Genomic DNA, 16,221 nt, shown 5'->3' with positions numbered 1-16,221 from the left:
CTACGTCGCCCATCACAACATCGAACCCAAGCCGTTTATCTGGACCAAGAGCGCGCGCGACATCCTGCAAAAGGTCATTCGAGCCAATAGCCGATTAAGTTCCAGACAGAATGAAACACTACACTAGCGTTTACCTATCTTTACAGCAGCGACAAGGCCGGCTGACGGCCGCACCGCATCATGGGCACATGGATAAACTCGTGGACATGAGCCAGCCCCTGCTGATGATCGAGGACGATGCCCGTCTGGCCGCCATGGTGAGCGAGTACCTGGCGCAGTCCGGCTACACCGTCGAGGTCGCCGGCAGCGGCGAGGAAGGGCTGGCCCGCCTGCAGGCCGCGCATCCCGCACCCCAGCTGCTGGTGCTTGATCTCATGCTGCCCGACATGGACGGTTTGGAGATCTGCCGCCGCATCCGCGCCCTGCCCTCGGCCCTGGCGCAGACCCCCATCCTGATGCTCACCGCCAAGGGCGACCCCATGGACCGCGTGATCGGCCTGGAGATGGGCGCCGACGACTACCTGGCCAAACCCTTCGAACCGCGCGAGCTGCTGGCCCGCATCCGCGCCGTGCTGCGTCGCCGCGGCGACAACGGCCCGGCACTGGCCAGCCAGCTGCGCTTCGGCTCCCTGGCCATCGACCGCGACGCGCGCACCGTCAGCGTCACCGGCCAGGCCTGCGAGCTCACCTCCTACCAGTTCGACCTGCTGGTCACGCTGGCCGAGCGCGCCGGGCGTGTGCTCACGCGCGACCAGATCATGGAGGCCGTGCGCGGGCGCGAACTCGAAGCCTTCGACCGCTCGATCGATGTGCACATGGGCCGCATCCGCGCGGCCATCGAGGCCGACCCCAAGTCGCCCAAGCGCATCCTGACCGTACGTGGCGTGGGTTACGTCTTTGCCCGCCAGCAGGACTAGGGTGACCACGCCGCTGTCCCAGCGCCTCTACTTCCGCGTCTGGCTGGCCGTGGTGGCCGCCATCGTGCTGCTGACCCTGATCTTCGGCTGGATCTGGCGCGAAGAAGCGGAGCGCGAGCGCGCCCAGCGCCCGGGCCGCGAGATCATCCTGCGCAACGCGCAAGGTGAAGTGCTGGGCCAGGCGCAGACACGGGGGACGCGCGTGCCCGGTCAGGGCTGGGAGTTCGAAGTGCCGCTGCGCGATGGCCAGACGGTCTTCGTGCAGTTGCCGCGCCCCGGCAACCGCCCGCCGCCTTCACCGCCGCTGCGCCCCACGGGCTTGCCGCCCCCCTACAACCTGCTCGTGATGCTCGGCCTGGTGGCCGCCGCCGTGGCCCTGGGCGCCTACCCCATCGTGCGCCGCCTGACCAAACGGCTCGAAGCCCTGCAACAGGGCGTGGAACGCTGGGGCGAGGGCGATCTGGCACTGCGCCTGCCCGAGGACGGGCAGGACGAGGTGGCTTTCCTGGCGCAACGATTCAACATCGCCGCCGCCCGCGTGCAGGCCCTGTTGCTCTCGCACAAGACTCTGCTGGCCAATGCCTCGCACGAGCTGCGTTCACCGCTGGCGCGCATCCGCATGGGCCTGGAGCTCATGCAGGCCCAGCCCAGCCCGGCCACGCACGAGGAAATCGCCCGCAACATCCGCGAACTGGACCAGCTGATCGACGAGATCCTGCTGGCCAGCCGGCTGGACGCCAGCCCCGACGATCTGGGACCGCTGGAGCCGGTCGAGCTGGTCGGCCTGTGCGCCGAGGAATGCGCCCGCACCGGCGCCGAGTTGGTGGCGCCGGCCGGCGCCACCAGCCTGCTGGTCACGGGCCTGACCCGGCTGCTGCGCCGGGCCCTGCGCAATCTGCTGGAGAACGCCCGCCGGCATGGCGGCGGCGCGGTGACTCTGACCCTGCAGACCCAGGGTGCGCAGGCCGAGATCCGGGTCTGCGACCGGGGGCCGGGCGTGCCACCCGCCCTGCGCGAACGCATCTTCGAGCCCTTTTTCCGCCTGCCCGGCGCCTCCGAGCGCGAGGGTGGGGTGGGTCTGGGCCTGGCCCTGGTGCGCACCATCGCCCAGCGCCACGGCGGCAGGGTGCATTGCGAGGAAGCGCCGGGCGGCGGCGCCTGTTTCGTGCTGCGCCTGCCGCAAGCCCGCTGATTCCGCAAACCAAACAGCAGGGGTGTGAAAAACTGCACGGCGCCGGCCCGGCCAGGCCTGGCATAAATGACCGGTGTTTCCTATGGTTAGGGCAGCCTAGGGGGAACCCACCATGAGCGCCACCGCCATCCGTCCACCGCAGCCCGACCGCTCGGCCATCGTCACGCGGCACCAGAGCTACCGCGGCCTGAAGATCGAGCAGAACCTGCTGAGCCAGTTCACCATGTACGTCGTGGAACTGGACCAGTTCGGCCTGTTCATCTCGGATTCCCGGCCCGCAGCCTTCGAAATGGCCTTCGAAGCCCTGTTCAATCCCGCTGCGTTGGCCACTGCGGCCTGAAAAACACCCTGAGTGTCTTATTTCGCGACACTTCTGACGCCATATCCCCAATTTGTGGGATATGCCAGAGGCAAACGGCTGGCTATATTTGTCCCCGTACTGCTGTCACAGTCAAGTTTTTCCAAATACCACCGGTTTGCGCTTTCCTCTGGCAACGCAGACCGGCGTCAACGGTCCCAACGACGTCCTTTCGAGGACTTTTCAAAGCCACCCGCAAGGGTGGCTTTTTTTTATCCCGGCCTGCTTAAACCGCAGCGGTCAGGGCCGTGCGCACGCGCTCGGCCGTGATGTCCTTGAGGCAGCGCAGATGGCCCAGCGGGCACTCGCGCTCGAAGCAGGGGGCGCAGTCCAGCGGGGGCTGGTAGGCGGGGTCGTCCTTGAGCCAGAGGACTTTGGCGCGTTCACTGAGTGGCGGGGTGTGCTCCGGGCTGCTGGAGCCGAAGATCGCCACCTGCGGCACGTCCAGGGCCGCAGCCACGTGCATGAGCCCGGTGTCGTTGCTGATCACCCGGCGCGCGGCGGCGATCAGGCAGAAGGCCTCGGCCAGGCTGGTGGCGCCTGCCAGGTTGCGGCAGTCGCCGCCGGCAGCCAGGGCCACGATCTCGTTGCCCAGCGGCGCCTCCTTGCCCGAACCCAGCACGATCACCGGGGCGTCGAGCTGCTGCGCCAGTTCGGCATAACGCTGCACCGGCCAGCGCTTGGCCGGGCCGTATTCGGCGCCCGGCACGAAGACATAGTAGCCGCCACGCACCAGCCCCAGCTTGGCCAGCACGGCATCGCACTGGGCCGCATCGACCTGCAGGCGTGGCCGGTCGACCTCGGTGCCAGCCTCACCACTGAGCGCCGAGTAGAAGGCCACCATGGGCGGGCGCTTGTCCTTGGACGGGTTCTTCAGGCGGTGCGTGAGCAGGCCCACACGCGCCTCACCCAGATAGCCCACGCGCTTCGGAATGCTGGCCAGGAAGGGCAGCAGCGCGCTCTTGAGGGAATTGGGCAGCACATAGGCCACATCGAAGCGACCCTCGATCTGCCGGGCCAGGGTGCGTCGCGCCTTGAACTGCAGGCCGCCATGGGCAAAGGGGAATTCGATGACCTCGGTCACCTGCGGCATGGCGCGGTAGACCGGCGCCACCCAGGGCAGGGCGCCCACCGTGAGCCGCTCGCCGCGCGCAGCGAGGCGGCGCATCAAAGGCTCGGTCATGACCGCGTCCCCGATCCACTGGGGCGCAATGACAAACGTCGCTACTGCGCGGGTCGGCAGCTTTGCCGCGTGCTCGCTCACTCCTCGTCTACCTTTCCAGGTATGCCTCGTCGTTCGCTGCGCGGCTTCGCGCTGCCAACCCGCTCGCGACGCGGCGGGAAATCAGTGGTGCGCGGCGAAATGTTCACCGGCCTTGAGCTTGTAGACAGTGCCGCAATAGGGGCACTTGGCCTCACCGGTGTGCGCCACGTCCAGGTAGACCTTGGGGTGGCTGTTCCAGATCTTCATGTCGGCCTTGGGGCTGGGGCAGTAGACGCCACCCTGGGCGTTCAGGTCCTTGGCCAGCAGTTCAACCGTTTGTTTACTCATGTGTGCCTCGATTCTGCTTGCATTGTTACGTACACCACAGGCCCAACCGCGGAACGCCGCGGAGCCGGCTTTGCCGGGCCGCTGGCGTTGCCCCCTTGAGGGGGTGGCGGAGCGACACGAAGTGCGCGCAGCCTGGGGGTGTTCAAACCTTCGTCAGCCAGTGGGCGTATTTGGGATTGCGGCCGTTGACGATGTCGAAGAAGGCGTTCTGGATCTTCTCCGTGATCGGGCCGCGTGCACCGATGCCGATCTCGACGCGGTCGAGTTCGCGGATCGGGGTCACTTCAGCGGCGGTGCCGGTGAAGAAGGCCTCGTCGGCGATGTAGATCTCATCGCGCGTGATGCGCTTTTGAATGATCTCCAGACCCAGGTCCCTGGCGATGTGGAAGACGGTGTTGCGCGTGATGCCGTTGAGCGCGCCGGCGGACAGGTCGGGCGTATAGATCACGCCGCCCTTGATGATGAAGATGTTCTCGCCGGCGCCTTCGGACACGAAGCCGGACGAATCCAGCAGCAGGGCTTCGTCGTAACCGTCGTCCGTGGCTTCCATATTGGCCAGGATGGAGTTGCTGTAGTTGCTCACCGCCTTGGCCTGCGTCATGGTGATGTTGACGTGGTGGCGGGTGTAGCTGGAGGTCTTGACGCGGATGCCGCGCTTCAAACCCTCTTCGCCCAGGTAGGCGCCCCAGGCCCAGGCCGCGACCATCAGGTGGATGGTGTTGCCCTTCGGGGAAACGCCCAGCTTCTTGTCGCCGATCCAGGTCAGCGGGCGCAGGTAGCAGCTCTCCAGCTTGTTGGCACGCACCACTTCTTTCTGCGCTTCGTTGACTTGCTCCATGGTGAAGGGGAGCTTCATGCGCAGGATCTTGGCACTGTTGAACAGGCGCTCGGTGTGCTCCTGCAGACGGAAGATGGCCGTGCCGTTGACGGTGTTGTAGGCCCGTACCCCCTCGAATGCCCCGCAGCCGTAATGCAGGGTATGGGTCAGCACGTGGACCTTGGCGTCACGCCATTCCACCAGCTTGCCGTCCATCCAGATTTTTCCGTCGCGGTCGGACATCGAGGTCGGTAGGGGGCTCATTCGTTCTTTCCTAAGTAGGGATGCCCGTGCAAACGGGCGCAAAACCCTGATTTTACGGGGCCGGCGGCAGGCCCGGCATGGTGGTCACGCCGGGGTCGGCCGCCTCCGGGCGGCGGAAGTCCCAGCGCACGAGTTTGCCGGCCTGGAATTCGCAAGTCACCGAGGCGTCGGAGGGGTCGGCCCAGCGGAACATCTCGGGTTGGCTGTCGGGCGGGCTCTGCGGGTTGCCCAGGGAACGGGTCATGGCCACCACGTGCATGAGCGTCATGCCGGGCTTGAGTTTGGCCTGCAGCATCACGGCGCTGCCCACATAACCCAGGGGGCTGTCCGCCGCGCGCTTGAGGATGTGCATGAGGCGGGTGAAGTGCAGCATCAGCCACAGCATGAGGGCGCCCACGGCCAAGGCCACGCCGGCCCAGCCCCCGAAGCGGTAGCCGGCCACGACCAGCGCCACAGCGCCCAGGGGAAGCAGGATTTTCTGTATTTGCATGCCCCGATTGTCTCAGAGCATGTCCAGCGCCGAAGGCCCGGTGGGCGGCGCGAACAGGCGGTCGAGTTCGGCCAGCTGGGCCGGATCCAGCGTCATGTCAGCTGCCGCCGCGTTCTCGCGCACGCGCGCCAGATGGGCCGACTTCGGGATGGCGATCACGCCCTCCTGCGCCAGCAGCCAGGCCAGCGCCGCCTGCGCCGCTGTCATGCCGTGGCGACGGGCGAAATCCTGCAGTCCCTTATGGCGAAGCAGGCGCGCCTGCTCGATAGGCGAGTAGGCCATGGTGGCCGCGCCCTGCTGGCGCAGCCAGGGCAGCAAACCCCATTCGATGCCGCGGCGGCCCAGGTTGTAGAGCAGCTGGTTCGCCGCGCAGGCCGCACCCCCGGGAACGCCCCGGAGTTCCTGCATGTCGGCCAGGTCCAGATTGCTCACGCCCCAGTGGCGGATCTTGCCGGCGCGCTGCAGGGCCTCAAAAGCTTCCACGGTCTCGGCCAGGGGACAGGAACCACGCCAGTGCAGAAGATAGAGATCGATACGGTCGGTCTTGAGGCGCTTGAGGCTGCGCTCGCAGGCCGCGAGGGTCCCTTGCCGCGAGGCGTTATGCGGATAGACCTTGCTGACGAGAAAAGCCTGATCACGCCGACCCACCAGCGCCTCGCCCACCACCTGTTCGGCGCCACCCTCGGCGTACATCTCCGCAGTGTCGATCAGGGTCAGGCCCAGGTCCAGGCCCAGCTGCAGCGCGGCCACTTCCTCCTTGCGCGCGCTGCGGTCTTCACCCATGTACCAGGTGCCCTGGCCCAAGGCCGGCACCGGCTCGCCCGATGGCAGGCGCACCGTCTTCATAGTCGCCGCCGGGCCGCCCCAAGGCGACGACGGCCCCCTCGGGGGGCAGTACAGTACACGAAGTGACAAGCGTGGGGGCTGGTCATACAGCGAACCTGGCGGCAATGAAATCCGTGACCTGCTGATCCTCGGCCGAAGTCAAACCGCTGACGCCGATGGCGCCGCGCAAGCTGCCGTCTCTGTCCTTGAGCGGCGAGCCGCCGGGCAGGGCCGTGAGCTGCGGATCACAGAAGTAGCCGATTTCAATGTTCTCGCGGTGCAGGCGCTCCAGCACGGCCTGGGTCGTCACGCCCATGCGCGCCGCGCTGTAGCCCTTGCCCTGCGAGATCGCCACGCTGCGCACCGGCGCGCCTTCCATGCGCACAAAGGCCAGCAGCAGGCCCGTGGCGTCGCAGACCGAGACGCAGACCGGTTTCTTGAAGTTTTGCTCGGCATGCGCCATGGCCTGGGCTATCAGGTCGCGGGCGATGGCAAGGGTGAGGTGGGACATGACGGCTCCTGTGTGTTCAGCACAGGATTGTAGAAACGCCGTCACTCCAGCGTGCGCAGGACCTGCAGCGCCTCCTCCACGCGCTCCACGGCGTGGATGGTCAGTCCCTCGATCGCCTTCTTGGGCGCATTGGCCTTGGGCACCACAGCCACGGAAAAGCCCAGCTTGGCGGCCTCCTTCAGGCGCTCCTGCCCACGCGGCGCGGGGCGCACCTCGCCGGCCAAGCCCACTTCGCCAAAGGCCAGAAAGCCCTTCGGCAGGGGACGGCCACGGAGGGACGAAGTGATGGCCAGCATCACCGCCAGATCGGCGGCCGGCTCGCTGATGCGTACGCCGCCCACGGCATTGACGAACACATCCTGGTCCAGGCAGGCCACACCGGCGTGGCGGTGCAGCACGGCCAGCAGCATGGCCAGGCGGTCGCGGTCCAGGCCCACCGAGAGGCGCCTCGGGCTCGGGCCGCCGCTGTCCACCAGGGCCTGGATCTCCACCAGCATGGGGCGTGTACCTTCGAGCGTGACCATGACGCAGCTGCCGGGCACGGGCTCGGCGTGCTGGCTCAGAAAGATGGCGCTGGGGTTGCTCACGCCCTTCAGCCCTTTCTCCGTCATGGCGAAGACGCCGATCTCGTTGACCGCGCCGAAGCGGTTCTTGATGGCGCGGATCAGACGGAAGCTGCTGTGCGTGTCACCTTCGAAGTAAAGCACCGTGTCCACCATGTGTTCGAGCACACGCGGGCCGGCCAGCGCACCCTCCTTGGTGACGTGGCCCACGAGCACGATGGCCGTGCCGCTGGCCTTGGCCGCGCGCGTGAGGTGCGCGGCGCATTCGCGCACCTGGGCTACCGAGCCGGGGGCCGAGGTGAGCTGGTCGGAATAGACGGTCTGGATGGAATCGATCACGGCGATCGCCGGCTGGTGCACGTCCAGCGTGGCCAGGATCTTCTCGAGCTGGATCTCGGCCAGCACCTGCACCCGCGAGCCGTCCAGCCCCAGACGGCGGGCACGCAAAGCCACTTGCGCACCACTTTCCTCACCCGTGACGTAGAGTGTTTTTTGACCGCTGCGCTGCAAGGCATCCAGCGCCTGCAGCAGCAGGGTGGACTTGCCGATGCCCGGGTCACCCCCGATCAAGACCACGCCACCTTCGACGATGCCCCCGCCCAGCACCCGGTCCAGTTCGTCCTGGCCGGTCGGGGTGCGTTCGACGTCGGAGGCCTCGATGTCGGCCAGTGCCACCACCTCGGCGGTTTTCGCGAGCGCGGCAAAGCGGTTCTTGGTCGGTGCGGCGCTCTCGGCCACGGACTCGATCAGCGAGTTCCAGGCATAACAATGCGGGCACTTGCCCAGCCATTTGGGGCTGATGCCGCCGCACTCGTTGCAGGTGTAGATGGTTTTGTCCTTGGCCATGGTGCCATGGTAGCGCAAAGACTGTATGAAATCACAGCCGCCCATGTTCAGCCTGCACGAAATTCGGTTACCTTTTGGTCTGGCTGTGCCATGTCGCACCATCCCCGCATCTGAACCAGGTCTTATCGATGCCCCACCTCGTCATCCTTTACACCAGCAACCTCGACCACGAGAGCGACATGACCGCACTGTGCCGCAGCCTGGCCGATGGGATGCTGCAGCAACGTGATGAAAACAACAAGCAGGTCTTCCCCACCGGCGGCACACGTGTGCTGGCCTACCCGGCCGCCCACCATGCCGTGGCCGATGGCGGCGCGGCCGGCCGGGCAGCGGGCGGCAGCGGCGACGACGCTTTTGTCTACCTCAACCTGCGCATGGGCCGCGGCCGCTCCCCTGCCGTGCACAAAGCGCACAGGGAGAGACCGACATGAGCGACAAGCCTTACGGCAAGGTGTGCATCTACGGCGCCGGCGCCATCGGCGCGTGGATGGGCACGCGCCTGGGCCAGGCCGGCTGCAGCATCAGCGTGGTGGCACGCGACGCCACGCTGGCCGCCCTGCAGCAGCACGGCCTGCGTTGCCGCTTCGAAAAAGAAACGCTGGCCGTGCCGGTGCAGGCCAGCGCCGACCCTGCGGCGCTGGGTATGCAGGACCTGGTGATCCTGGCCGTCAAGGCCCCGGCCCTGCCCGAGGTCGCACGCCAGATCAAGCCGCTGCTGGGCCCGCATACCGTGGTGCTCACCGCCATGAATGGCGTGCCCTGGTGGTTCTTCCAGGGTTTTGGCGAGAAGTTCGCCGGCACCCAGCTCAAGGCCATCGACCCCATGGGCGAGATCGCCGCCCGCATCCCCGCGGCACACATCGTCGGGGGCGTGGTGCACGCGAGCTGTTCGCTGCTGGAGCCGGGCTACGCGCAGAACCACTTCGGCAAACGCGTCATCATCGGCGAGCCTTCGGGCCAGAAGACCGAACGCGCGCAGCAGCTCACCGCCCTGCTGGGCCAGGCGGGTTTCGAGGCCGAGCAATCGGCCCAGATCCAGAAAGACATCTGGTACAAGCTCTGGGGCAATATGACGATCAACCCGGTCAGCGCGCTGACCGGCGCCACCACCGACAAGATCCTGGGCGACCCGCTGGTGCGCGACTTCATCTCCAGGATCATGCTCGAAGCCAAGGAGATCGGTGCGCGCATCGGCATTCCCATCTTCCAGCAGCCCGAGGACCGGCACGCCGTCACGCTCAAGCTGGGGGCCTTCAAGACCTCGATGCTGCAGGACGTCGAAGCCGGCCGCCCGGTGGAGATCGACGCCCTGGTCACCGTGGTGCAGGAACTGGGCACACTGACCGGCACGCCCACGCCGAACACGGATATCCTGCTGGGTCTGGCGCGTCTGCAGGCGCGCGTGCGCAAGCTCTATTGACCTCCGTTTCATCCCCATGACCGTCTCGCCCCGCGCGCTCAGCCGCGCCGCCTTCTTCACCCTGCTCTTCACCGCCTGCCTCTTCGGCGCCAACCATGTGGCGGCACGCCTGGCCTTCAACCACGGCCTGGACGTGGCCACCGCCGTGCTGGTGCGCAGCTTCGTCACGGCCACCGTGGTCGGCGCCATCGTCTGGCAGCAAGGCGTCCCCCTCAGCATCACGCCGCGCCAGCGCGGTTTCCTGCTCCTGATCAGCGGCCTGGTCGCGGTGCAGAGCCTGTGCCTTTACGCCGCCGTAGCGCGCCTGCCCGTAGCCCTGGCCCTGCTGACCTTCAACACCTACCCCTTGTGGACGGCCCTGTTTGCCTGGCTGTTCTACCGCCACAAACCCGAGCGTGCCGTGCTGCTGGTCATGCCGGTGCTGCTGTTCGGCCTGGCGCTGGCGCTCGACGCGTTGGGTGCGGCTTCCGGCCTGGGCGCGGCCGGGCAGTGGAGCCGCATCGGCGCGGGTGTGGCCTTCGCCCTGGTGGCAGCCGCCGTGTTCGGCGCGGCCCTGGTGCTCACGCAGCACGAGGCGGCCGTCGTGGACGGGCGCCTGCGCACGGCCATCACCATGGCCCTGGTCGGCCTGCTGGCCCTGGTGGCCGCGCCGCTGCAGGGCGGCCTGCACCTGCCGCAGGCCGCAGCCGGCTGGTGGGGCCTGGCCGGGCTGACCCTGTTCTACGGCACGGCCTTCACCCTCATGTTCACCCTGCTGCCCAGGCTGGGCGTGGTGGGCAGCTCGCCCATCATGAACGTCGAACCGGTGGCGGCCCTGGTGCTGGCCTGGGCCCTGCTGGGCCAGACCATTGCGCAGGTGCAGGTGGTGGGTGCGCTCATCGTGGTCGGGGCCGTGATGGCCCTGGGCCTGCGCCGGCGCTGAAGGACAACGGGGTCACCCATGCCGATCGACGTGATGGCCGTGGTGATCTTCTCGGCCCTGCTGCACGCGGGCTGGAACGCGCTGGTGCGGGCCAGCCCCGACAAGTTCCTCGCTTCGCTGCACGTGGTGTGCGGCGCCGCCGCGTTCGCCTTGCTGCTCTTGCCGGGCCTGCCCTTGCCCGCTGCCGCGAGCTGGCCCTGGCTGCTGGCCTCGGGTCTGATCCACGTCGTCTATTTCGCGCTGGTCGCACGCGCCTACCAGGGCGCCGCCCTGGGCTTCGCTTACCCCCTGATGCGTGGCACGGCGCCGGTGCTGACCGCGCTGGCCGCGGCGCTGCTGCTGGCCGAGACCCCCACGCCCGGCGCCTGGCTGGGCATTGCCCTGATCTGTGGCGGCGTCCTGGCGCTGGCCGGCCGGGCCTGGCGCAGCGGCGCCGGCCATCCCGCCGCAGTGCTGGCCGCCCTGGCCAACGCCGGCGTGATCGCGCTCTACACCCTGGTCGACGGCCAGGGCGTGCGCCTGGCCGGTCATGCCCTGAGCTACACGGCCTGGGTCTTTGTACTGAGCGCAGTTTTCATGCTGGCCGCGGCGGCCTGGCTGCGCGGACGCACCTTGCTGCAACCCGCACCGGGCGCCTGGCGCGCCGTCCTGCTGGGCGGCGCCGGCACGCTGGCCGCCTACAGCCTGGTGCTCTGGGCCATGACGCAGGCGCCGATTGCCACCGTGGCAGCGCTGCGGGAAAGCTCCATCGTGTTCGCGACGCTGATCGGCGCGACCTTCCTCAAGGAAGGCTTGGGCCGGCTGCGCCTGGTCTCGGCGCTGCTGGTATGTGCCGGCGCGGTGGTGATCAAGCTGGCCTGATCAGCGGCGGATTTTTTCTCGCGCGCGGCGCACGCGCTCGATGTTGATCGCCACCTTGCCGCTGCGAAACAGCATGGGCGCGGCGATCGCATGGGCCGGATCCGCAGTGTCCAGGCAGTGGTAGTTGAAGGTGGGCATGCCGTTGCGATCGACGATGACGATGACCCAGGGCGTGTTGGCGCGCTGGCCCCGCTGCACCGCCACCGCCGTCTCCCCGCTGCTCAGGCGCACATAGGTGCCGGGCGGGTAGAAACCAACCGCTGCGGTAAGCGCGCCGCCAACCGCTGCGGTGACTTCCTTTTCGGTCTGCAGGTAGATGGACTTGGCCGACTCCAGCGGCGAGAGCGCTTCGCGCGTACGGCGCGCGGCCATCTTGGCGACGAAAACATCGGTCATGCTCAAGAGCCGGCGCGCCCGCAGGTTGTGCGGCAGGCCTTCGGGGTTGTCGGGCTGGTGGTGCCAGCGCACCAGGTCCAGTTCCTCCACATCCTCGATGCCCAGCCAGACGAGGATCTTGAGGCTGAGCTGCGGGTGTTCCTGGATCAGCTGGCGCTGCGCGGGCGAGGGGGCGGTTTGCTGGCGCGCCAGCACGTCCTGCTCGCGCGCCATGCCGATGTTCATCGTCAGGGCCGCGCTCATCAGCGACTGGCGCTGCTGCGGGTTCAGGTCCAGTTTCTGCGCCGCCAGTTCACAGACGCAGGCGCACAGCAGGGCGTGGGTGGCGCTGTACCCCAGACTGCTGTCGGCCAGGGCCTGGAACAGGCAGAACAGGCTGTCGTCCGGATCGTCCTGCAGCAGGCTGCGCGCCTTGTTCTCCAGGGCGGCCAGCCGCTGCAAGGGGTTGAGCGCCAGCCCCCCCTGGTAGAGGATGCCGCGCAGCACCTCCTGCAGGTCCATCCAGCCGCCGTCGAGCTGCTCGCCGACCATGTAGTCACGCTCGCGGATCGCGCTGGGCATGGGCATGCGCGCGATCTCCTCGACCTCCACTCCTTCCATCAGCAGGGTGTGCACCATGCGCTCGTAGGAACGCTGCCAGGCCTGGGCCTCCGTCTCGGTGGTCGAGGCGTTGTGGCCGTAGAGCTTGTCGCGGTGCTGCTCGGAGACGATGGGCTGGCCCTTGCGCAGCAGCAGCACGCCTTCGGGGTTCCAGACGTTGACCGGCAGGGGCTTGCCTATGGGCAGCATGGCGATGGGGATGGGCAGGTATTTCATGCCAGCACCTCCACCGGCACGCGCGCGGCCAGCGCGCACATCAGCTCGTAGCCCACGCTGCCACCGGCCTGGGCCACCTCGTCGATGGACAGCAGGGCGCCGTTCGAGGCTCGGCCCCAGAGCGTGACTTCCGAGCCCATGCCGGCGGCGGGCGCCGGTGTCAGGTCCACCGTGATCAGGTCCATGCTGACGCGCCCGACGGTGCGCGTGCGCACCCCGTCCACCAGCACCGGCGTACCGCGCTCGGTTGTGCCCGGGCTGGCACGCAGATAGCCGTCGGCATAACCGCAGGCCACCACGCCGATGCGCATGGGCTGCGTGGCGGTGAAGACCGAGCCGTAGCCCACGCTGTCGCCAGCGGCCAGTTGCTGCACACCCACGATGCGCGAGCGCAGCGTCATGGCCGGCTGCAAGGCCCAGTCGGCCGCGCTGTGCTCGGGGTGGTCGGGCGAGGCGCCGTAGAGCACGACACCGGGGCGGATCCAGTCCGAGCGCAGACTGGCCGCGGCCTGCGCCCCCATGTGCCGCAGGATGGCCGCACTGTTGCTCAGGGAACGCTCACCCGGCAGGTCCTGCGTGGCGGTGTTGAAGGCGGCCAGCTGCTGCGCCACGCCTGCGGGGCCGTCGGCATTGCTGAAATGGGTCATGAGTGAGATCTCGTCGACCTGCGGCAGCGCGTTCAGACGCGTCCAGGCGGCGCGGTACTGCTCCGGGCGAAAACCGAGGCGGTTCATGCCGCTGTTCATCTTGAGGAACACGCGGTGCGGCACATGCGTCTTGTGCACGGCCAGCATGTCGATCTGTTCATCGCAGTGGACCGCGTGCCACAGGCCCAGGCGCGAACACTGCTCCAGATCACGCTGCTCGAACGCGCCTTCGAGCAGCAGGATGGGGCCGCGCCAGCCCAGGGTGCGCAGGCGCTCGGCCTCGCCCAGGTCCAGCAAGGCAAAACCGTCGGCGCCGCGCAGGCCCTCGTACACACGTTCGATGCCGTGGCCATAGGCATTGGCCTTGACCACCGCCCACACCCGCGCATCCGGGCCCGAGCGGCGCACCCGCGCCAGGTTATGGCGCAGGGCTTCGACGTGGATCTGGGCTTGAATCGGGCGGGACATGCGGGCGGAGCGATCTCTGGACGGAGTTTCGGGCAACCCCTGGCCATGAATTGTGACATTGCCTGCCATGCTATAACCCGGCGTCGATTGGATTTTCATAACAAGCACCCAAGCACGAGCTTCCCCCGGTCCCCCTCCCCCATGAAACGCGGTTTCTACACCATCATGTCGGCGCAGTTTTTCAGTTCGCTGGCTGACAACGCGTTGTTCGTCGGAGCCGTGCAGCTGCTGCGCAGTGAGGGGGCACCCGAGTGGCAGCAGGCAGCGCTGGTGCCCATGTTCGCCCTGTTCTACGTGATCCTGGCGCCCTTCGTGGGCGCTTTTGCCGACGCCCAGCCCAAGGGCAAGGTCATGCTGATCAGCAACGGCATCAAGATCATCGGCTGTCTCATGATGCTCTTCGGCACCCATCCATTGATGGCCTATGCCATCGTGGGCCTGGGCGCGGCGGCCTACTCGCCGGCCAAGTACGGCATCCTCACCGAGCTGCTGCCCGCCTCCCAGTTGGTCAAGGCCAACGGCTGGATCGAAGGGCTGACCATTGCCTCCATCATCCTGGGCGTGCTGCTGGGCGGCCAGCTGGTGGGCCATGCAGTGTCCCAGGTCCTGCTGGGCATCGACCTGCCGCTGATCACCACCGGCATCGACACCGCGCCCGAGGCCGCCATTGCCGTTCTGATTCTGGTCTACCTGCTGGCGGCCTGGTTCAACACCCGCATCCCGCACACCGGCGTTGAAATGCGTCCCATGCCCAGCAACCCGCTGGCCCTGCTGCCCGATTTCTGGCGCTGCAACACCCGGCTCTGGCAGGACCGCCTGGGCCAGATCTCGCTCTCGACCACCACCCTGTTCTGGGGCGTGAGCGGCAACCTGCGCTACATCGTGCTGGCCTGGGCCGCCGCCGCGCTGGGCTACAGCGTCACGCAGGCGTCCTCGCTGGTGGGTGTGGTGGCCATCGGCACGGCCGTGGGCGCCGTGGTGGCCTCCATGCGCATGCGGCTGGAGGACGCCACGCGTGTCATGCCCCTGGGCATCGCCATGGGCGTGCTGGTGATCCTGCTCAACTTCATCGACAACGTCTGGGTGGCGGCGCCCTTCCTGGTGCTGCTGGGTGGCCTGGGTGGTTTCCTCGTGGTGCCGATGAACGCGCTGCTGCAGCATCGCGGCCACAACCTCATGGGCGCCGGCCGTTCCATCGCCGTGCAGAACTTCAATGAACAGACCTGCATACTGGGCCTGGGTTTTCTCTACAGCTTCTGCACGGGCATGGGCGTCTCGGCCTTCGGCGCCATCGCCGGTTTCGGCCTCCTGGTGGCCGGCTTCATGTGGCGGATCAAGCGCTGGCACGAGCACAACTGCCAGAAGTACCCCGAGGAAGTCGAGCACCTGCTCGATATCGCCAGAAACGACAACCTTCACGGTTGATGGCTGCTGCGCGGCCCGGGGTTCCATGAAAACGCAACTCGCCGCCTGGGCCCTGGTGCTCAACGCCTTCGTCTGGGGCGTCTCCTGGTATCCCTTTCGCCTGCTCGAAGCCCAGGGCCTGCACCCGCTGTGGTCCACAGCCCTGATCTACGGCCTGTGCCTGGCCGGCCTGCTGGCCTGGCGCCCCACAGTCTGGCGCCACTTGCTGCGCCACTCCCTCCTGCTCTTGCTGGCCTGCGCCTCGGGCCTGACCAATGTGGGCTTCAACTGGGCGGTCACCGTGGGCGACGTGGTGCGCGTGGTGCTGCTGTTCTACCTCATGCCTGTCTGGTCCGTGCTGCTGGCCTGGGCCCTGCTGGGCGAGCGCCCCCGCGCCCTGGCCCTGCTGCGCCTGAGCCTGGCCCTGGTGGGCGTGGCCATCGTGCTCAAGACGCCCGACTCGCCCTGGCCCCTGCCCGCCAGTCTGCCCGACTGGCTGGCTCTGGGCGGCGGCTTCTGCTTCGCGCTGACCAATGTGCTGCTGCTCAAGCTCAAGGACACGGCCGAGGAGGCGCGCATGGTGGCCATGTTCGGCGGCGGCACCCTGCTGGCGGCCAGCGTGGCCCTGCTGAGCCAGTCTGCCGGTCTGGCCACGCTTCCCCCCGCGCCCGCCCCGGGCTGGGTCGGGCTGGTGCTGCTCACCAGCCTGGCCTTCCTGACCGCCAACTTGGGCCTGCAGTACGGCGCCGCGCGTCTGCCGGCCGCCGCCACAGCGCTGATCATGCTGACCGAGGTGGTGTTCGCCAGCGTCTCGGCTGTGGCCCTGGGCGCGGCCGAGCTCTCGGCCCGCACCCTGCTGGGGGGCGCGCTGATCCTGCTGGCCGCCTTGCTGGCGGCGCGTACGCCGGCGCCGGCCTGAATGCGCCGGCTGCTGCTGGCATGTGTCTCCACT

Annotated in this window: 17 protein-coding genes and 1 pseudogene; 9 read left to right on the top strand and 9 right to left on the bottom strand. The window is 67.9% G+C overall.

Annotation, left to right across the window (positions count from 1 at the left end):
* The first annotated feature begins 206 nt into the window (after nucleotides 1-206).
* From ACYVH8_RS13475 to ACYVH8_RS13465, 3 genes are all read left to right on the top strand, one after another.
* Nucleotides 207-917 (top strand): response regulator, encoded by a 711-nt coding sequence (locus ACYVH8_RS13475; RefSeq protein ID WP_460489330.1) that lies wholly within the window; start codon nucleotides 207-209, stop codon nucleotides 915-917.
* Between the two features lies 1 nt (nucleotide 918).
* The gene (locus tag ACYVH8_RS13470; RefSeq protein WP_460489328.1) at nucleotides 919-2,109 is read left to right on the top strand and encodes a sensor histidine kinase; all 1,191 of its coding nucleotides are present in this window, start codon (nucleotides 919-921) and stop codon (nucleotides 2,107-2,109) included.
* A gap of 112 nt (nucleotides 2,110-2,221) precedes the next feature.
* Nucleotides 2,222-2,449, top strand: a complete 228-nt coding sequence (locus ACYVH8_RS13465; RefSeq protein ID WP_460489327.1) for a hypothetical protein — start codon at nucleotides 2,222-2,224, stop codon at nucleotides 2,447-2,449.
* A 244-nt stretch (nucleotides 2,450-2,693) separates the two neighbouring features.
* Here ACYVH8_RS13465 and waaF read toward each other — a convergent pair whose 3' ends face one another.
* The 7 genes from waaF to radA form a co-directional block, all read right to left on the bottom strand.
* Nucleotides 2,694-3,710, bottom strand: a complete 1,017-nt coding sequence (waaF, locus tag ACYVH8_RS13460; protein WP_460489329.1) for a lipopolysaccharide heptosyltransferase II — start codon at nucleotides 3,708-3,710, stop codon at nucleotides 2,694-2,696.
* Nucleotides 3,711-3,812: 102 nt separating this feature from the next.
* A complete protein-coding gene (locus tag ACYVH8_RS13455; RefSeq protein WP_460489326.1) occupies nucleotides 3,813-4,019 on the bottom strand; it encodes a zinc-finger domain-containing protein in 207 nt (68 codons plus the stop codon).
* A gap of 142 nt (nucleotides 4,020-4,161) precedes the next feature.
* Nucleotides 4,162-5,100, bottom strand: a complete 939-nt coding sequence (locus tag ACYVH8_RS13450; protein ID WP_460489325.1) for a branched-chain amino acid transaminase — start codon at nucleotides 5,098-5,100, stop codon at nucleotides 4,162-4,164.
* 52 nt (nucleotides 5,101-5,152) lie between these two features.
* Entirely contained in the window at nucleotides 5,153-5,590 is a 438-nt protein-coding gene (locus ACYVH8_RS13445; protein WP_460489324.1) for a glycerate kinase, read from the bottom strand.
* Nucleotides 5,591-5,602: 12 nt separating this feature from the next.
* Nucleotides 5,603-6,436, bottom strand: a complete 834-nt coding sequence (locus tag ACYVH8_RS13440; RefSeq protein ID WP_460489323.1) for an aldo/keto reductase — start codon at nucleotides 6,434-6,436, stop codon at nucleotides 5,603-5,605.
* A gap of 82 nt (nucleotides 6,437-6,518) precedes the next feature.
* Nucleotides 6,519-6,926 (bottom strand): GlcG/HbpS family heme-binding protein, encoded by a 408-nt coding sequence (locus ACYVH8_RS13435; protein ID WP_460489322.1) that lies wholly within the window; start codon nucleotides 6,924-6,926, stop codon nucleotides 6,519-6,521.
* A gap of 41 nt (nucleotides 6,927-6,967) precedes the next feature.
* Complete coding sequence (radA, locus tag ACYVH8_RS13430) at nucleotides 6,968-8,335, bottom strand: DNA repair protein RadA (RefSeq protein ID WP_460489321.1); 1,368 nt, start codon at nucleotides 8,333-8,335, stop codon at nucleotides 6,968-6,970.
* A gap of 128 nt (nucleotides 8,336-8,463) precedes the next feature.
* Here radA and ACYVH8_RS13425 point away from each other — a divergent pair.
* The 4 genes and pseudogenes from ACYVH8_RS13425 to ACYVH8_RS13410 all read left to right on the top strand — a co-directional run.
* A pseudogene (locus tag ACYVH8_RS13425) lies at nucleotides 8,464-8,742 on the top strand (5-carboxymethyl-2-hydroxymuconate isomerase); the annotation flags it as partial.
* A 20-nt stretch (nucleotides 8,743-8,762) separates the two neighbouring features.
* Entirely contained in the window at nucleotides 8,763-9,755 is a 993-nt protein-coding gene (locus ACYVH8_RS13420; RefSeq protein ID WP_460489320.1) for a 2-dehydropantoate 2-reductase, read from the top strand.
* 16 nt (nucleotides 9,756-9,771) lie between these two features.
* Nucleotides 9,772-10,677: a DMT family transporter gene (locus tag ACYVH8_RS13415; protein ID WP_460489319.1), complete on the top strand. Its 906-nt coding sequence runs from the start codon at nucleotides 9,772-9,774 to the stop codon at nucleotides 10,675-10,677.
* 18 nt (nucleotides 10,678-10,695) lie between these two features.
* Nucleotides 10,696-11,538: an EamA family transporter gene (locus tag ACYVH8_RS13410; protein WP_460489318.1), complete on the top strand. Its 843-nt coding sequence runs from the start codon at nucleotides 10,696-10,698 to the stop codon at nucleotides 11,536-11,538.
* Here ACYVH8_RS13410 and ACYVH8_RS13405 read toward each other — a convergent pair whose 3' ends face one another.
* Nucleotides 11,539-12,750 (bottom strand): HD-GYP domain-containing protein, encoded by a 1,212-nt coding sequence (locus ACYVH8_RS13405; protein ID WP_460489317.1) that lies wholly within the window; start codon nucleotides 12,748-12,750, stop codon nucleotides 11,539-11,541.
* Nucleotides 12,747-13,865 (bottom strand): alanine racemase, encoded by a 1,119-nt coding sequence (alr, locus tag ACYVH8_RS13400; protein WP_460489316.1) that lies wholly within the window; start codon nucleotides 13,863-13,865, stop codon nucleotides 12,747-12,749. Before alr ends, ACYVH8_RS13405 begins: the two co-directional genes overlap by 4 nt.
* A gap of 141 nt (nucleotides 13,866-14,006) precedes the next feature.
* Between alr and lplT the strand changes: the two genes are divergently transcribed.
* Entirely contained in the window at nucleotides 14,007-15,290 is a 1,284-nt protein-coding gene (gene lplT, locus ACYVH8_RS13395) for a lysophospholipid transporter LplT (protein ID WP_460489315.1), read from the top strand.
* 25 nt (nucleotides 15,291-15,315) lie between these two features.
* On the top strand, nucleotides 15,316-16,188 hold the full coding sequence (locus tag ACYVH8_RS13390; RefSeq protein WP_460489314.1) for an EamA family transporter: 873 nt from the start codon (nucleotides 15,316-15,318) through the stop codon (nucleotides 16,186-16,188).
* The last annotated feature ends 33 nt before the right edge of the window (nucleotides 16,189-16,221 follow it).

The sequence above is a fragment of the Curvibacter fontanus genome, from assembly GCF_054780335.1.
Note: the sequence above shows the minus strand (reverse complement) of the source record. Positions and strands in the feature narration are given on the sequence as shown.